This window comes from Microcoleus sp. B4-C2 (genome assembly GCF_036705265.1).
In the GTDB taxonomy this organism is placed as follows: domain Bacteria; phylum Cyanobacteriota; class Cyanobacteriia; order Cyanobacteriales; family Microcoleaceae; genus Microcoleus.
The window spans coordinates 1-16583 of the sequence record NZ_JAUBUB010000129.1 but is presented as its reverse complement, the minus strand read 5'-3'; the positions used below and the strand labels follow the sequence as shown (position 1 = coordinate 16583).

Annotated in this window: 13 protein-coding genes; 7 read left to right on the top strand and 6 right to left on the bottom strand. The window is 45.9% G+C overall.

The window, feature by feature from the left end; translation table 11 throughout:
- Window positions 1-266: 266 nt before the first annotated feature.
- From dxs to QUB20_RS25980, 5 genes are all read left to right on the top strand, one after another.
- The gene (gene dxs, locus QUB20_RS26000; RefSeq protein ID WP_333250761.1) at window positions 267-2174 is read left to right on the top strand and encodes a 1-deoxy-D-xylulose-5-phosphate synthase; all 1908 of its coding nucleotides are present in this window, start codon (window positions 267-269) and stop codon (window positions 2172-2174) included.
- 108 nt (window positions 2175-2282) lie between these two features.
- Window positions 2283-2600 (top strand): hypothetical protein, encoded by a 318-nt coding sequence (locus QUB20_RS25995; protein WP_333250763.1) that lies wholly within the window; start codon window positions 2283-2285, stop codon window positions 2598-2600.
- A complete protein-coding gene (locus tag QUB20_RS25990) occupies window positions 2597-2755 on the top strand; it encodes a hypothetical protein (RefSeq protein ID WP_333250765.1) in 159 nt (52 codons plus the stop codon). The genes QUB20_RS25995 and QUB20_RS25990 overlap by 4 nt, the downstream gene beginning before the upstream one ends.
- A gap of 23 nt (window positions 2756-2778) precedes the next feature.
- Window positions 2779-2928: a hypothetical protein gene (locus QUB20_RS25985; RefSeq protein WP_333250767.1), complete on the top strand. Its 150-nt coding sequence runs from the start codon at window positions 2779-2781 to the stop codon at window positions 2926-2928.
- 7 nt (window positions 2929-2935) lie between these two features.
- A complete protein-coding gene (locus QUB20_RS25980; protein WP_333250769.1) occupies window positions 2936-4156 on the top strand; it encodes an NAD(P)/FAD-dependent oxidoreductase in 1221 nt (406 codons plus the stop codon).
- Window positions 4157-4212: 56 nt separating this feature from the next.
- Here QUB20_RS25980 and QUB20_RS25975 read toward each other — a convergent pair whose 3' ends face one another.
- The 6 genes from QUB20_RS25975 to QUB20_RS25950 all read right to left on the bottom strand — a co-directional run bounded on the left by QUB20_RS25975 (window position 4213) and on the right by QUB20_RS25950 (window position 12507).
- Window positions 4213-6639 carry a sulfotransferase gene (locus tag QUB20_RS25975; protein ID WP_333250771.1) on the bottom strand — a complete coding sequence of 809 codons (2427 nt, stop codon included), beginning with the start codon at window positions 6637-6639 and terminating at the stop codon, window positions 4213-4215.
- Between the two features lie 136 nt (window positions 6640-6775).
- Complete coding sequence (locus tag QUB20_RS25970; RefSeq protein ID WP_333250773.1) at window positions 6776-8848, bottom strand: ATP-binding cassette domain-containing protein; 2073 nt, start codon at window positions 8846-8848, stop codon at window positions 6776-6778.
- Window positions 8849-9640 (bottom strand): ABC transporter permease, encoded by a 792-nt coding sequence (locus tag QUB20_RS25965; protein WP_333250775.1) that lies wholly within the window; start codon window positions 9638-9640, stop codon window positions 8849-8851.
- Window positions 9637-9780 carry a hypothetical protein gene (locus QUB20_RS25960; protein WP_333212688.1) on the bottom strand — a complete coding sequence of 48 codons (144 nt, stop codon included), beginning with the start codon at window positions 9778-9780 and terminating at the stop codon, window positions 9637-9639. Before QUB20_RS25960 ends, QUB20_RS25965 begins: the two co-directional genes overlap by 4 nt.
- Window positions 9781-9898: 118 nt before the next feature.
- Complete coding sequence (locus QUB20_RS25955) at window positions 9899-11242, bottom strand: glycosyltransferase (protein WP_333250777.1); 1344 nt, start codon at window positions 11240-11242, stop codon at window positions 9899-9901.
- A 74-nt stretch (window positions 11243-11316) separates the two neighbouring features.
- Window positions 11317-12507, bottom strand: coding sequence for a glycosyltransferase (locus QUB20_RS25950; protein WP_333250779.1), 1191 nt, complete (start codon window positions 12505-12507; stop codon window positions 11317-11319).
- A 234-nt stretch (window positions 12508-12741) separates the two neighbouring features.
- Here QUB20_RS25950 and QUB20_RS25945 point away from each other — a divergent pair, with 234 nt between their 5' ends.
- On the top strand, window positions 12742-12933 hold the full coding sequence (locus tag QUB20_RS25945) for a hypothetical protein (protein WP_333212685.1): 192 nt from the start codon (window positions 12742-12744) through the stop codon (window positions 12931-12933).
- A 1534-nt stretch (window positions 12934-14467) separates the two neighbouring features.
- On the top strand, window positions 14468-16105 hold the full coding sequence (locus tag QUB20_RS25940) for an MBL fold metallo-hydrolase (RefSeq protein WP_333251489.1): 1638 nt from the start codon (window positions 14468-14470) through the stop codon (window positions 16103-16105).
- Window positions 16106-16583: the final 478 nt, after the last annotated feature.

Here is a 16583-nt window from a genome sequence, read left to right as displayed (position 1 = left end):
GAAAATCGAAAATCAGAAGAGCCCCCGCATTTATCCGTGGGGTCGCCTCTAAAATCTAAAATCTAAAATCTAAAATCTAAAATCGATTGACGGCGCACAATTTATTAACTATAATTACCAGGCTAAAAATAACAAAAATCTTACGCCTAACAGTTTTTCTCAAATAACCGTTAAACTATTCTAACGTTTGCGCGTACCCAACGTTGCAGGCACAACCTATATCTGTTAAGGATTCGTCCTGATTCACAGGAGCAAGATTTTAAAATATGCATCTCAGCGAACTGACTCACCCAAACCAATTACACGGCCTCTCGATTCATCAACTCGAACAAATTGCCCGACAAATTCGAGAAAAGCATTTAGAAACTGTAGCCGCTAGCGGCGGCCACCTCGGCCCAGGATTGGGTGTAGTCGAACTGACCTTAGCACTCTACCAAACACTCGACCTCGATCGCGACAAAGTTACCTGGGATGTCGGCCACCAAGCTTATCCTCACAAATTAATCACCGGCCGCTACAACCAATTCCACACGCTGCGCCAAAAAGACGGCGTTGCAGGCTATCTCAAGCGCTGCGAGAGCAAATTCGACCACTTCGGCGCCGGTCACGCTTCCACAAGCATTTCCGCAGCGTTAGGGATGGCGATGGCGCGCGACCTCAAAGGGGAAAACTTTAAAACTGTAGCAGTCATCGGCGACGGCGCATTGACGGGCGGCATGGCACTCGAAGCGATTAACCACGCGGGCCATATGCCGAAAACCAATTTGTTAGTTGTGCTCAACGACAACGAGATGTCAATCTCGCCCAACGTCGGCGCAATTACCCGCTATTTGAACAAGATGCGATTGTCGCCCCCGGTGCAGTTTCTCAAAGATAACTTAGAGGAACAATTCAAACACATTCCCTTTGTGGGCGAAACTTTTACTCCAGAAATGGAACGCCTCAAAGAAGGGATGAAACGCTTGGCAGTCTCGAAAGTTGGAGCAGTAATTGAAGAATTAGGCTTTACTTACATGGGCCCGGTAGATGGACACAATTTGGAAGAGTTAATTACCACTTTCAAACAAGCTCATACTATCCAAGGGCCTGTGCTAGTTCACGTTGTGACGGTGAAGGGCAAAGGATATGCGATCGCCGAAAAAGACCAAGTAGGATATCACGCCCAAAATCCTTTTAACTTAGCCACCGGCAAAGGCATTCCCTCCACTAAACCAAAGCCTCCAGCTTACTCGAAAGTCTTTGCCCACGCCCTAGTCAAGCTAGCAGAAGATAATCCCAAAATTGTCGGCATTACCGCTGCAATGGCAACCGGAACTGGTCTGGATAAACTTCATGAAAAACTGCCTAAACAGTACATTGATGTCGGGATTGCCGAACAGCACGCCGTGACTTTATCCGCTGGTTTAGCCTGCGAAGGAATGCGCCCGGTTGTGGCAATTTACTCGACATTTGTGCAGCGGGGATACGACCAAATAATTCACGATGTTTGTATCCAAAATTTGCCAGTTTTCTTCTGTTTGGATCGCGCTGGCATTGTCGGTGCTGACGGCCCCACTCACCAAGGAATGTACGACATTGCCTTCTTGCGGTGCCTGCCAAATATGGTAGTTATGGCACCAAAAGATGAGGCAGAATTGCAGCGGATGGTAGTCACGGGAATTAACCACACCAGTGGCCCGATCGCCATGCGTTACCCGCGCGGCAACGGTTACGGCGTGCCTTTGATGGAGGAAGGTTGGGAAGAATTGCCGATCGGCAAAGCCGAAATTCTCCGCAACGGCGACGATGTGCTGATTTTGGGTTATGGTTCAATGGTTTATCCGGCAATGCAAACCGCCCAGATTCTGAGCGAGCACGGTATTGAAGCAACTGTCATCAATGCGCGTTTTGTCAAGCCTTTGGACACCGAATTAATCTTGCCTTTAGCACAGCGAATCGGCAAAGTTGTCACAATGGAAGAAGGCTGTTTGATGGGAGGCTTTGGTTCAGCAGTAGCCGAATCTTTGCTCGACAATAATGTCCTCGTGCCCCTGATGCGGTTGGGTGTACCCGATACATTGGTAGATCATGCAACGCCTGAACAATCATTTGCCAGTTTGGGATTAACTCCGTCGCAAATGTGCGATCGTATCTTAGCAACATTCAGCCGCAAACAGTCTCCTGTTAGCGTGTAAATAGCTAGAATGGTAGGGTGCAGCGCACCTTACCATTCGAGCTCCGATCTATGACAGTGAAAGAGCAGCATGATTGAAGGAAGATTTGAGGACAACGGAGAAAAAACAATGACTAACGTAAAACCAAATCGTACCGTGCGACGGGGAAGATTGTTCCCAGAAATTCAGTGGTCAGAAGAAAAAAAAGCCCAGTGGCGAGCTGAAAGAGTGGCATTTTATCAGCGTTGCAAACCTATTTTCGATCGCCTCAAACCAGAATTGATTAAAACCCACTACAACTGGTACATGGCGGTTGAACCCGACAGCGGAGACTATTTTATCGACAAAGATGATATGGTGGCTACCAAAATGTGTCGCCAGAAACATCCAAATGCTATCCCCTTCATGTTCCGCATCAACAATACAGGGGCGTGTGGCACGATATGATTCAAGGAACATTTGGTGATGAGGATGAGCTATTTTTGGAAATTGAATTGATTGCTGATAACGGCTTAGAATTACCTGTTGATGCCCTGCTAGATACAGGTTTTTCGGGCTGGTTAGCAATGAACAGTCAATCGATTTTAGATTTTAGATTTTAGATTTTAGATTTGAAATTGAATAATTGAATAAAGCGAGATTACGGATGAATCCGGGGGATTTTACCCTAATGGGTGCCGGAGTACCGGAAATTTTAATCGGCCGCCAGTTGTTGAAAAATCGGCGATTGGTAGTTGATATGTCTGCGGGTGTTTTGACATTGGAAGCGAGTTAAAAGCAAAATGAATTTAAAAAGTTTTGACATAGTAATAGTAGGAGCAGGCCCTGCAGGCGGTCACTGCGCGAGAATCCTAGCCCAATCCGGCCACAAAGTCTTGCTGGCAGAGCAAAACGACAATTTTTATAAAAATGACTTTTCTAGCGCCGCTACACCTCTAGAAACCCTCTCTAAATTCGATTTACCTGAATCCGTTATCGGCAGTTTTTGGCACAAACTTACTATTGAAACTAGCAAAGTCAGTCAAACTTGGGAGTCTCCCGAAAGCTTGGGAGTTGTTCTCAACTTTGCTAAATTTAGAGCATTTTTGGCTAGCGAAGTTGAGCGATTTGGCGGTGAAGTTTGGCTTGGTTATCGCTACATTCGACACTCACAAGAAAACGGCGAAACAATAGTCGAATTTAAACAGTTATCCGACGGTAAAATTATCCAAGTTAGCACGAAAGTATTGGTTGATGCTACTGGCTTTGCTAGGGCGATTATGTACGAAAAAGAGAATGATAAGCCAGATTTTTTGTCGGGAACTGGAATTGAATATTTAATTGAAGTAGAGCCAGAAGTTTACAATAAATACAGCGGTGATTTAATCTTCTTTTTGGGCGATAAATGGATGCCGAAGGGTTATTCCTGGATATTCCCAATGGAACAAAACCGACTGAAAGTTGGTGCGGGTCGCATTTTTTTAGACCCGAAAACGGTGAGGCATTTGTCACCGCTGAAAAAATATATTGATTTACTGATTGATGAATATCTGAAGTCTAAAAGTTATAAAATTATTGACAAACATGGTTCGACGCTGAAGTACAGTCCTGGTTTGAAGGATATTTATTGCAAGGATAATATAATTGCGATCGGCGATAGTGTTTCGACAGTAAATTTTTTGGGCGGCGAGGGCATTAGACACGGGATGGATGGTGCCCAAATAGCGACGAAATATATTCAAAGCTATTTGGAGGGGAAAATATCAGATTTTCGGGATTATGAGACGGAAATGCACCGCAAGTTTGATAAGAAATGGAATATTTCGGAAAGGTTGGCGGTGAGAAAGTATATCGATGATGTTAATGATGAACTAACCGATAAAATGATTTCTTATTTAAAGTATATGAAAACGGAAGATGTTATGGATATTTTATTTTATTATAAATTTGAGAAAATTTCCAGAGGGTTAGGCGGTTATTTGCAGCGAAAAATCAAGGGATTGATTAAGCGATTTCATGTGTAAGGTGCGTCTTTTGAGACATTTTGAGTAGAGGGAAAAGTCTCCCTGGGTGACTCACCCTACAAACCTAATTGCCATAAAAAATTTTCTGCTGTAACTTTAATGCGCGGCAGCGACAGTAAAGCATCGTCAAAACTGCTAAAATTTGACCTATATGATACACCAAAAATATACCCACTCGCTCCAATTAAATGCGCTACGATGGGATCGACATCGCCGTAAGGATAAGCAAAACATTTAACAGATTTCTCTAATCCCCGTTCCAAGATAGCACGGGATTTCGCCCCCTCCCGCACAATTTCTGTCGGCGATAATGCAGTGAGAGGTTGATGAGTAGCAGACATAGAACCGAATTCAATCCCTGCATCCCGCAGTTGCCGAATTTCCGGCCATCCCATTAACTGCACTTCTTCAAATTCGGCTTTTTCCCAACTATTTGTCTTTCCTATCGACTCCGCTACAAGAAAAACAGTCGCTGTAAAATCAAAGCGTTTTAGCAGAGGCCAAGCATATTGGAAAAAGTCGAGATAGCCACCGTCAAAAGTCATCAATACAGCTTTACCGGGTAAAGGAGTTTTATCCCGTTTCGCACTTTGCCAATTTTCCCAACTCGCACTATAATAACCGCGATCTTTGAGATACTGCAACTGTTGTTCCAAAACCTGCGGGCTAACTGCGTCTAAACTGTCAGGAGAAATGTGGCGGTAGGAGAGAATCGGGAGTTTTTGTGTAACGCTATGGCTGTCCAAAACTTGAGGTTTCACGGAGTGAGAAACTTCCTGATAAGAAGATTTTGAGCGAATGATTTCCGGTGCGTAAAATACTTGCTTTGGGAACTCGTTTTCTTGGGGAATTTGCATTGTCGGTTCCCCCGCGATTGCTGCGGCTGACTCGATTTCCGGCAGCGCCGCGGCCGGGAGTGCGGCGCGACGGCTGACACTTGTGCCGATCGCACCCGATCGCCTGCCGAAGATCACCGCATTTTGGGGGTAAATGCCCCCAGCACCCGGTGCATTCAAACTGTCTGGCAAATTTGACCTTTGTTGAGCACAAGAGGCTAAGCGCGATCGTAGCCCTTGCTTGCCGTTGAGTGGTTTTCCCAGCAAAGCTTCTCGCACGGCGGCGACGCACAACTCAAAACCAATATTTCGATTAATTGTCGATCGCAATTTTTGAGCCGAAACAAAATTATTTTCCACCGCAACAGTGACAATCCCGACAGCAACGCCGCCTACTTTCACCAGCACGTCTATTTCAGAAATCTCAACTTTTATATTAGCAAATTCCTCGCTAATTTCTAAGACAATCAAATCTTTTTCGAGCGTAATTGTTGGGACTTCCTCTGCGCTTTCTGGATTGTAGAAATCCTCCAAATGCCAATGGGGACGCCCCCATAATTCTTGCAAAAATAGCGTCCAGTCATGTTTAGGGTGCAATGGTTTCAGCACAGTTTCCCACAATTTATTGCCTTTTTCGCAGCGATTGCGTTGAAAGAAGCGATCGAGAATTTGCCAAGCAAACTGGGCTGCAACCGCATCCGCCAACACCGAAGCCGCAACCATGCCATCGCAAATCGGCAATTCAACAATACCGAGTTTAATTCCTTCTAGTTTTATCGTACAGCACAGGCGATCGTATATTTGCGGAAGATTACAAATATCGGAAATTGGTTCGCTCACTTCCACCGTCAACTTCCAGGCAATTTCACCCTTTACTCGCTTAATCTTATCTAAAATATATCGAATTTCCTGGTCATTAAAAATTTTATGATATTTGTGAACCTTATTACTTTTAACCTCTCTATCAATCCCTTGATGCCAAGGCAGATTTAAACTGAGATGAGCAGCTTTTTCTTGATAAAACTCCAGCATTTTATCATCATACTCAATTTCCATAAACTGACAAAGTTTTTCTAATTTTTTGACTTTATTGTCGAGTATTTCCTCATACTTGACTAATATATGATTAGAATTTTTAGCATATTTGTGACTAATTAACATCGCCTCCTTCCAGCGATGGATACAGTGGTTTAAATCCCAACCAGGCCCCCACAAATCATGAGAATTCCTAGTCGCCTCATGCAGAGAAGCTATTGTATCCATACTGTTTCGCAAAATATGTATAAATTTAGCATCCGGCAAAAAGCGCTGTATGTCCTCAATAAAATATATGTGTTCCGGCGTTTTTTCCAACCAAATACTTTTGTTTTGTTCCGCCGCCAAACCATCCAAAACTCCGACAAACCAACTAACTTTAGTTGCCACAGTTTGACTATCATCAAAACCTTGCAAAAGTTCAGGCCGATTAATCTCATTCTTAAAAAAAGCTTCCATCCTACCTGGCAACTTTCCCGCAAACTTCTTGTACAGTAAATAGTGAAAAAACTTAGATTCAGGAAAAGAAATAACTTCAGGGTGAGCAGCTAATAAACTTTGAAGCATGGTTGTGCCGCTTCTCGGAGAGCCTACTAAAAATATCCGTTTCATTTTTCTAGCTGATAGATGGTTTGTGAATTAATTTTTTTTTTAGGAACCGCAGAGAGCGCAGAGGGCACAGAGGAAGAGAAGAAAGAGGTATGATTCATGTTCCTCTCTGGGCACTCTGCATTTAAAAACTTTTTTCCTAACTCCAACTAAAATCCTCATGCAAGAAATCCGAAAGTTCCTGATTGTAAGGTTTGAAATAATTAGTCAATTCTTGTTCTATTGTCGCTGGCATTTGGCTGTATTCATCGACATGATTAATTTCATATTTTTTACTTGTATTTTCACTAATATCCAGAAATTTCAATACTTCGGAAAATACTTTGCCTGTATGTGCGTAAAAATCTTCGCTCTTGATAATTAGCAACTGTTCTCTAGGAAAATAGTCGAGCCAATTTTTGATTTGTTCTACATAAATTCCCCGCGACAAATAGGAATAATGCTGGTGATTGAAACTGTAATAATTTTCATCTGCTTTGATTTTTTCAATCTCACCTTTGAGTCGAGCGGGTTCAGAAGCGATCGCCTTTTCAAAATCCAACTTTTCGGTGCCTCGCGCCACTTCTAAATGATAGTGCATCCACGCTCGTTTTACTGGGTTTCCCAGCATTACAATCAGCTTAACATCCGGGAAACACTTGTAAACTCGCTCCGGCACCAAAGGATGATAAATATAGTAAGAAGTCATCTCCCACAGGAGCACCTTCTCACTCGCTACACTCCGTGTCAACTGCTTGCTGTACCAATCAACACCACGCTCAAAATTTAATTCAAAAAAGTGAATATCTCGAGAACCTTCTTTGATAATTTGCAAGTGATTTTCGAGATGGCTGTATAGATATTCTGTGCCACAGTTTTGAGCACCAATTATTAAAAAGTCAGGTTTTTGCTTATTTTCTAACTGAGTCAAAATCTTGGCGTAGCCGGGATTATTCTTATCCAAATCGTAAGTTGCAGCGCCTGGTTCAGCCACATCCAAAAGTGGCATTTTGCCCTCAAATTCCCAGCGGTACGGCGGACAAAGAATCGTTTTTTGGTTTACAGTCGATCGCACGTACAGCGGATAAACCTGCCACTGATAATCGTAGGCGTAAGCCAAAGTTTCCTCGTAAACCCCAGCATTCACGTAATACTGACCGTTTCCTAAATCTAGTCTATCTATTTGCAGCCGGATTTTGCCTTTCCCTTTCACCAGCGGCAGCAGTCGGCCCATTTGATTAGTATTAGTCTCAAAACAACTTTGACCATCTTCTCTGCTGATTGTCACGGCAAAAATAGCAGCAGAAATTTCATGAGACACCGAATAATGAATTTCAATGCTAATAGCATCACCGCTATCTATTTCCGTATTTGGCGACACTTTGACATCGGTAATTTCTACTTCCATAGTACCGAAGCGATTCTGATTACCTCGCAGTGGCGAACCGCTACTTGTAGCTTCAGCAGCACGCAGGGGAGTGCTATTTTCTGTGGACGATCGCATTTCTGACAAATACTGACCGACTACCACTTCCGGTTCCCCGTAAGCGACGATTTCACCGGATTTCAGCCACAAAGCCCGATCGCACATTTTCTGAATTTGCGACGCAGTGTGAGAAATCAAAACAATCGCACATCCTTGATTCTTAAACTCAGTTATCTTATTCAAACATTTAGTTTGAAAAGCCACATCACCAACCGACAAATGTTCATCAACTAACAGCACTTCGGGATCGGTATGCACCGCCACAGAAAAAGCCAGCCGCATTTTCATCCCCGTACTGTAAGTCCGCATCGGGCTGTCAATAAACTGTTTTAACTCTGCAAATTCCACAATATCGTCAAATCTGCGCGCCACTTCCCGGCGAGTCAAACCGGCCACCACCGCGCCCACAAACACGTTTTCTCGGCCCGTTAGATCCGTGTGAAAACTCGCACCCAAATCCAACAAGCCGCCAATTCTGCCGTTAACTTTAATAGATCCTTCCTCAGCCCGGCAAATACCGCCGATAAGTTGCAGCAGCGTTGATTTTCCCGCGCCATTCTTGCCAAGAATTCCCAGCATTTCGCCCGGAGAAACAGTAAAATTTATATTCCGCAGCGCCCAAAAACTCGCCTCCGGCTTCAGCTTCCGCCAACCCGACAAAGCGGCTTCCATAATCGTAATAGGTTTCGCGGTAGAGTAGCGCTTAAAACGCTTACCTAAACCCTTGACAATAATTGCTTCACGCATTTACACTTCCTCCACAAAATGAGCGCTTTGCCGTCTAAAAATTCCCAGTCCGATGGGTAAAAGAGCCGCCACAGCCAAGCTCAAAATTAACAGAGCCGACCAATCCGGCTGCATACCTTTAAGAAGTATGGCGCGGTAAGCTTCAATCAGGGGCACCATTGGATTTAAGTAATAAAAAATCTTAAATTTTTCGGGGACGCTGCTGATGTCGTAGAAAATCGGAGTCAGGTAAAACAGCATCTGCAAAACTACTCCCAAAGTGTGCTGAGTGTCGCGGAAAGTGACATTCAAAGCGGCAAGGGGATAAGCAAAACTAACTGTCAAAACAAACTGAATAATCATCAGCACTGGCAACAACAAGAGCACTGCATTCAGAGGAGCGCCATCAATTGCCAGAAAGATAAGTAACACCGGCAATGCTAAGAAAAAGTGAATGAGCCCCGTCGTCGTCGTGACTACCGGCAAAATTGCCGGGGGGAAATTTGGCTGCCTGAGTAGTGGCTTATGATTGGTAATTAATGCCGTTGATTTAAATAATACCGTTTGAGACCAATTCCAGATTAACAAGCCGCTGAAAGCAAAGGAAGAAAATTTTGGAATATTAAGGGGTACGACAGAGCGAAACAAAAAGGAAAATACAGCCAACTGTAACAGCGGACTGATTAAAGTCCAAGCAATCCCCAAGGTCGATCGCTTGTAAAGTAATTTCATCTCGCGATCGACCAACACCCGCAGCAAATCAAAGAAATGAGTTATTTGGCGAATGTCAGCTACCTTTCCCGCATTTCTCACAGCACACCCCCAGCAACTATCTGAGGTTCTCCCCCGGATAAATTCCAGGGCAGAATCTTAACCAAATTCAGGGTCTGTACCAGAGTCTGTTTGTCAGAAATTGGTTCTAAAAAATCTGCTTCGATCAATTTTATTGTCATAATTACCTTTGTCACTTTCTGTGGTTTTTAATATCTAAATTACTATTTTCTATCACTTAATGGCTGACTTGATTACACCTCTATGTTCTGTTTTTTATCTAATCTAATTATGTCATTTCTAGCAAGAGTTTTTCAGATTTTTTTTCTCCAATACTGTAAACAACTGTAGATTTTGAAGTAGGGTGTTGTCAACCAAGCTAGGCTCCGAATGAGCAGCACTTTTGGGCATACCCTTAACCGCGATCGCCCGAGCCAGGGGTTCGGCAAAGTCAAGGGCCAGAATCGATCGCAAGTGAGCGCCCCGCAGTGGCTCTACACCGAATTTGGGAGTGACGTGACCGACAGACAGTTCACCGTAACTGAGGTAAATGCCATCGGGTTTTTTCTCGTCAATGATTCGTTCTGCTGCTTCCCAACCTTCCTGCAAATCGATTTCAATTTCATGTCTGCCCAAGTCAGCACCAGCAGGCTCACCTTGAATAAAACTAGAAAGAGCCGATCGACTTTTCAACTCATCAATAGCACCCCGCAAATACCAATAAGCGCGCAATTTTGCCCGCAACCACCGCCAAGTTCCCCGCATCCGCAAGCTTTCGAGTAAATCAAGAGATTGCCTCAGTCCCACAGCCAGCCAATCCACAGCAGCCGGGCACAAAAACGTGACCGCCACCAAAATTTTATCCACCAGCGAGTCAGCAGTTTCGTAGGCTGCTATCGGCAGTATCGGTCTAAGTTCCGGGTGTCGGTACCCGATCAAAACATTCGATCGCCCTTCCTGACGAAATCTGCCGAAAGAGCGATCGAGATTGTTGGTTTCGTGTTCGTAATGATAGCCCACTGCTTCAGCAGCCACAACAAAAGGTACATTAGCTTTCAGCAAACGCATCCCAAACTCATAATCTTCTCCGCCACAGTTCCCAAAAGCCGAATCAAACCCATCGAGACGAGCAAACAGTTCTGCATCCAAAGAAAGGTTGCCGCTGAGCAAATCTAGATAAGTAAATCGATGACCAGGCTGACTCATCTGATAAAACTTCTCTTCCCACCACGATCGCACTTCCACCTCGAACAATGTAGTTCCTCCATGCAACTTAGGCGGATAGGGGCCCATGACAGCCGAGCCCGGACGCAAAGAGTGAACCCGCGCATGACTTTCCACCAAAGGCGGCAGCGCTTCGATATCGTCGTCGAGAAACAGCAGCAATTGCCCCGTAGCCGAAGCCGCTCCCGTATTGCGGGCGATGGCAGCACTCTGGCAATTTACCTCGATCGCCTGCACTTTAAACCGAGCTTTATAGTCTTGTAGCATTGCCAAAGTATTATCTATGCAGCTATCTGCCACTACAATAACCTCGATCAGGTCGATCGGATAAGTCTGCAAGTGCAAAGCATCCAAAGCCCGCCGCAGCGAAGAACTTCGGTTGTGGCTAGGAATAATTATGCTAACTGTTAGATTTTCCATATTTACATTACAACAATTAACTTCATCTGCATTTCATCTCCCTTCATCGACCGTTAAAAATAATCTACAAATCCCTATTCATTGCTCCCCTTCATTTTTTGTAACAACTTCCTAGAAGCAAAATAAGCCATCGGCCCGCTAATGCAGCCCCGCAGTTGAGCCCACAGCAAATCCCTCGGAACCGCATCCGGCTGCTTTCGCAAAGAAGCAATTAATTCAGGAATTTGCTTATACCACAGCCATCCCCAAGCTAATAGAGGCACACTGAATTCTCTGTTGATTACAAACATCCGCGTCCAGAAAGCATAGACTCCGATGCCGTAGCCTTGGAGCGTTTTTCGCAATTCTTCCCAAGTGCGCCGATGGCGGTGCCAACTCAATGCTCTCGGCTCGTAGACAATGCGGTAGCCCGCGCGCAAAATGCGGGCAAAAAGTTCACAGTCTTCGCCACCCACCGTGGGCGTTCCCGCCCCCAAAGCTTCGTCAAACAGCCCAATGTAGTCGATCGAACTTTTCCGCAAAGCCATACTCGCCGAAACTCCCACAAGATGCACAATCAGAGGATTGCAGTGCGCCCCATCAACAACTCGGCGCTCAAATCCCCGCCCGTGGGGGCTGTAGCGCTCGAACCATTCTTGCGCTTCGGTTTCCAGTTCCAAGGGCATCACCAGCCCCGTGACGCACATCACTCGCGGATCGCTGAAATTTCGCAAGAGCGATCGCAGCCAGTTCGGATCGGGGGCCGCATCGTCATCTGTAAACGCTACGAATTCATGTTTAGCTTCGCGTAAAGCTCGGTTACGGGCAGCGCTGGAGCCTGGTAAGTCTTCGCGCACATAGCGGGCTTGTGGGTAATTTTTGACCAGTTCCTTCGTCGCGTCCGTGCTGGGGCAATTGTCAATTACTAAGTATTCCTGACCCTCGTCTGGGAGCTGCATCAGCGCGTCAAGAGTGCGCCGCAAATCTTCCGGGCGATCGCGCGTGCAAACCGCTACTGTAGCGATCGGCAATACCTCCACCGACCCCCGCTCATCCCATTCTAGAGTCTCGTAGAGCAAGTTTTTCCACAAGTTGTCCCCCGCAGCGTTCATCAGTGTTTCCCGTAATTCGTCACCGCCAATGCCACCTCCGACTACGGACAAAAGAGCTTGACCGAGCGGTTTTCCGTGCAGTCGAATTAAAACCAAGGCTTTGCTGTAACGCTCATCAACCGTAATTTCTGGCGGGAGTTTGGAGATTTCCAGCTCAACAATAGCTGTTGCCATTTTAGATTTTATCTTTTATATTTTAGATTGCGAAAAAATCCTAGATACTCCGTATATTACCGGATGTATTTTAGCATAAATTGTTTTAGGGTATAGCAACTTCTCAATGCCACACTTGCCGATCGCCGATTGCGAATCAAATTGCGAATCAAATTGCGAATCAAATTGCGAATCAAACATAAAGCCTCATTGCTTTTATTGCTTTTATTTATTTTTACTTTCAATTACCCGCTGATGTCAAGTTTTTTCCCAACACAAGTTTTACCATCGGCAACGATCCCGCGTCGAGGATTGTGTCAATTGCAGGTATTATTGGCAGCCGATCGCCACCAAGCCTCGCCATTAATGCCACATCTAAAAACCCGATTTTTTGATAAAACCGGGTTGGTGCGATCGCTCCTCATTTCAGCTCTAATTGCGCTCTGATAAGCTGTGGAGCATTTAAAATAGTATTGTAGGGTGCGGAGCGTCCTCCGCGTTTCCCTTGCCGATGGAAGCGATCGAGAGCTGACGCACCCTACTGGCCTCGTTAGTGGTTTAAATGCTCCACAGCTTACTATTCTCAAAAACCTAAGCTGTGGCGGCATTTAAATTGTATGTCAAAAAAAATAAATTCGTGTGGGAAGTAGGGGGTTCGGCGTCCCGCCCGCCCTGAATATACAATTTAAATGCACGACAGCCTACCAAATAATTCAACACTCTCGCCCTTCAAACTTTCGCGATTAAACCGCGCACGGATTAGGTGAAAAATACTCCCAAACTCAACCCTAAATCAGACCCATAAACGATAAAAGAAACAGGAGATTACAGGCTGGTTGGAGACTCATCGAGCTGAGATTACTTCTGGCAAGTTAGTGGTATTTTTACAGAATGAATATCATGTATTGTCTGGGGATTTATGTGGCTATGTTTGGGGTTAAACAAAAAAACGCATCGTTTTGCCCCCTTGTCAATGAGCGGAGTAAACAAACGTATTATGGGGCAGTCAATCGATTTTAGATTTTAGATTTTAGATTTTAGATTTTAGAATTGAAGTATTGACTTGCGCGAGATAAATTCGGGGGCGACTTTATCGGATACAGGTTTTTTATTTCTGCACGGATGAATCACGTGGCGGGTATCCTGGAGGCTTTCGGTCAAAAAGCCATTTACACTCTCTCCTCGATAGCCACAAGGTTTACTTAGAAGAATGTATCAAACTTTTACAAAAAAACCCATCAAACTCATAAAGTCTCTCTCTGCCTTGACAAAAGCAGTTAGGAATGAGAATTAAATAACTTCCACTCTTGAAAGTGGGATGGGCGTCCCGCCCCTCCAAAAAGGACGGGCGGGACGCCCATCCCACAATAACAATTAAAATTGTAAGTTATTTAATTCGCGCTCCTTAGTTAGCACGATGGGGGTTCTTCCTTTTTCAGATTGGACTATAAACCGCCCTCAAAACCCTAAAAATGAAGAATTGTAAAGTTTTATCAAGATGTTTGGGCATCTGAATTAAAATCTTCTCATAAAAAAGACTAGCTTTTAGCAGGCGCAAATTGTGGAAAAAGGTTTAAAACTCAGAATATGAGATCGATCTCGCTACTCTTACATGGTGCAATAAAATGTAACTTTTGATGCAAGAACCAGTAGCCTGAACTTTGTCGAAGGCCCAAGGCCCATCCGGCCAATGCCTTCGGAAAATCGCCTTCTTGGCGCTGCATCAAATCTTAAGTGCAATTACTTTCCTTGCACGAGAGCCGGAGCCTTCGAGCCAACATTTAGCTCCAAGGGTTACGCACCAGAACTTTGATAAACCGGGTTTTTTTACCGGGAGCGAGGGCGGCAACAAAGTGTTTTCGTTCATCAAACCCGGTTTCAGCGTCCGAGACTGAACTCGATCGAATGAATGCAGTCGCAACCAATGTTTAAAAGTGGCGATACTGCAAGTTGCGTGCAAAGCAGGGAGCTAACCGCAGTGATGGATCTCGATTGTTTACCTTACGGCGCAGGCCACGCACAGGAAGGGGTCTGTCTGCTAGTCCGAATGGGGCCGCACCGCATTTTACTCGACTGCGGTATAGAGGATATTGCACCGCTATCAGCGACACTAAATCGATCGCTGCCAGCCGATTTTGTGGTGTGTACCCACGCCCACTCTGATCATGCCAGAGGTTTGCTAGCACTCCATCAATCTTTCCCCCACTTGCCAATTTACGCCAGCGAAGTGACAGCGCGACTGCTACCGCTCAACTGGCCACAACTGGCTCAGCAGCCAGAGTCCCGGTTCTGTCAGGGACTGCCCTGGCAGTCGCCGCTCGAAGTGCGCCCAGGACTGAGCGTGCAGTTGTTCCCGTCGGGTCATTTGCCCGGAGCTGCGACTGTGCTGCTGACTTATGCAGCCCCGCACCGCACCTACACCGTCGTTTACACAGGCGACTTTTTCCTGTCCAATTCTCGTTTGGTGGAAGGTTTGCCCCTGGGAGAACTCAGGGGCATGAAGCCGGATGTGTTAATTTTGGAAGGCAGTTACGGCACGGCCCGCCACCCTCACCGCCGACAACTGGAAAATCAGTTAGCCGATCGCATCCACCGCGCCATCGCCGACGGGTACTCCGTACTGCTGCCCGCGCCGGCCCTTGGTTTGGGCCAAGAAATGCTGATGCTGCTCCGCAGTCACCACTACTTTACTGGCCGCGACTTGGATATTTGGGTAGACGGCACTGTCGCCGACGGGTGCGACGCTTATCTGGAACTGTTACCCCAATTTCCCACCGCCGTCCAAAATTTTGCTCTGCACCAACCTTTGTTTTGGGACGAAAGGGTGAAGCCCCGCGTCCGCCGGCTGTCTCCCGAACAGCGCCCCGGATTGGGAGCCACGCCCTGTATTGTGATTACAGACAAGTTAGCTGATTTGGCTTTGTATGTTGCCGATGGCACAAATCCTTGGATTTTGCTCGCCCCTCAAAAACCAGGATATCCCGTCACCGACTGGCTGGGCAACAGGCCCCAATTTGGAGTCACAACTGTCGAAACTTATCTGCTAGCCGAACACTGCGACGGGCCGGGGACTACCCAACTCATCCACAATTTGCGTCCCCAGCACGTAATTTTAGTCCACGGTTCCCCGGCATATTTAGCTGACTTGGCTAACTTGGACGAGCTGCGAAACCGCTACCAGTTGCACACTCCGGCGGCCGGAACACTGGTCGAATTGCCGATCGGGGAAATGTTTTTGCAGCCCGCTATCCCAGAAACTAACTATGAGGGAGAACTCAGCGAATTGGGGACAGAGGTAGCAATTAGCTTGCCGAGTCCGATTACAGCCGATCCTCGGTGGGCCAATTTTGCCGATACCGGTTTGGTAGAAGCGCGCTGGCAAGGCGAAGAACTGGTACTGCGGGGCATCTCCCAGCGGGAACTCCTTTTTCAAGGCAGCGCCGTTCAGGCAAACCTCGAATGCTGCGGCAATTGCCAGCACTACCGCAGTCAGCGCTGTTGGAACCAGTCCAGTGCTTTGTTTGGCTTTAAAGTAACCCCCGACGGTTTCTGTCCGGTGTTTAAAGCGATACCGGAGTCGGAACTTTTCCTAGAAGATGGCGAAACAGACGGCGAATAAGCTGTCTGGCACCTCGAAACCAGCCTGCAGGCAAAGAAAACAAAAGAACAGTCCTCGACGCACCCAGACAAAAAACCCGGTTTAAGCAGGGGTAAGCTGTCGCGTATTGAATTTTTAACTACCAGCCGGGAAGTCCCTCGGTATATTTAAAGGGGATTAATCTGAGCGCTGCGCGAAGTACCCCGAATAAATTACCGAGCGTGATGAAAGGCTCGTCGGGTGTAGGTACGGAAACCGACAATTATTTCTGTATATCCCTTGATAATCTGGAAATACTCTGATACTATATTGGCAAGTGGGGGTGGAACTACCTCACTATAAAAAGCCTTTGAAAAAAAGGAAAAAGAAGCCTGCAGTCTAACTGTACTCAGTTGACCGTCAGGTTTTTTCACACTACTGTGTACTTAGGATCGCGAATTAAATAACTTACAATTTTAATTGTTATTGTGGGATGGGCGTCCCGCCCGTCCAAAAAGGA

Bases quoted from the DNA above. Each gene is read 5' to 3' on its own strand.
- dxs (WP_333250761.1), top strand. From the start codon at position 267: ATGCATCTCAGCGAACTGACTCACCCAAACCAATTACACGGCCTCTCG.
- QUB20_RS25995 (WP_333250763.1), top strand. From the start codon at position 2,283: ATGACTAACGTAAAACCAAATCGTACCGTGCGACGGGGAAGATTGTTC.
- QUB20_RS25990 (WP_333250765.1), top strand. From the start codon at position 2,597: ATGATTCAAGGAACATTTGGTGATGAGGATGAGCTATTTTTGGAAATT.
- QUB20_RS25980 (WP_333250769.1), top strand. From the start codon at position 2,936: ATGAATTTAAAAAGTTTTGACATAGTAATAGTAGGAGCAGGCCCTGCA.
- QUB20_RS25975 (WP_333250771.1), bottom strand. From the start codon at position 6,639: ATGAAACGGATATTTTTAGTAGGCTCTCCGAGAAGCGGCACAACCATG.
- QUB20_RS25970 (WP_333250773.1), bottom strand. From the start codon at position 8,848: ATGCGTGAAGCAATTATTGTCAAGGGTTTAGGTAAGCGTTTTAAGCGC.
- QUB20_RS25960 (WP_333212688.1), bottom strand. From the start codon at position 9,780: ATGACAATAAAATTGATCGAAGCAGATTTTTTAGAACCAATTTCTGAC.
- QUB20_RS25955 (WP_333250777.1), bottom strand. From the start codon at position 11,242: ATGGAAAATCTAACAGTTAGCATAATTATTCCTAGCCACAACCGAAGT.
- QUB20_RS25950 (WP_333250779.1), bottom strand. From the start codon at position 12,507: ATGGCAACAGCTATTGTTGAGCTGGAAATCTCCAAACTCCCGCCAGAA.
- QUB20_RS25945 (WP_333212685.1), top strand. From the start codon at position 12,742: ATGTCAAGTTTTTTCCCAACACAAGTTTTACCATCGGCAACGATCCCG.
- QUB20_RS25940 (WP_333251489.1), top strand. From the start codon at position 14,468: ATGGATCTCGATTGTTTACCTTACGGCGCAGGCCACGCACAGGAAGGG.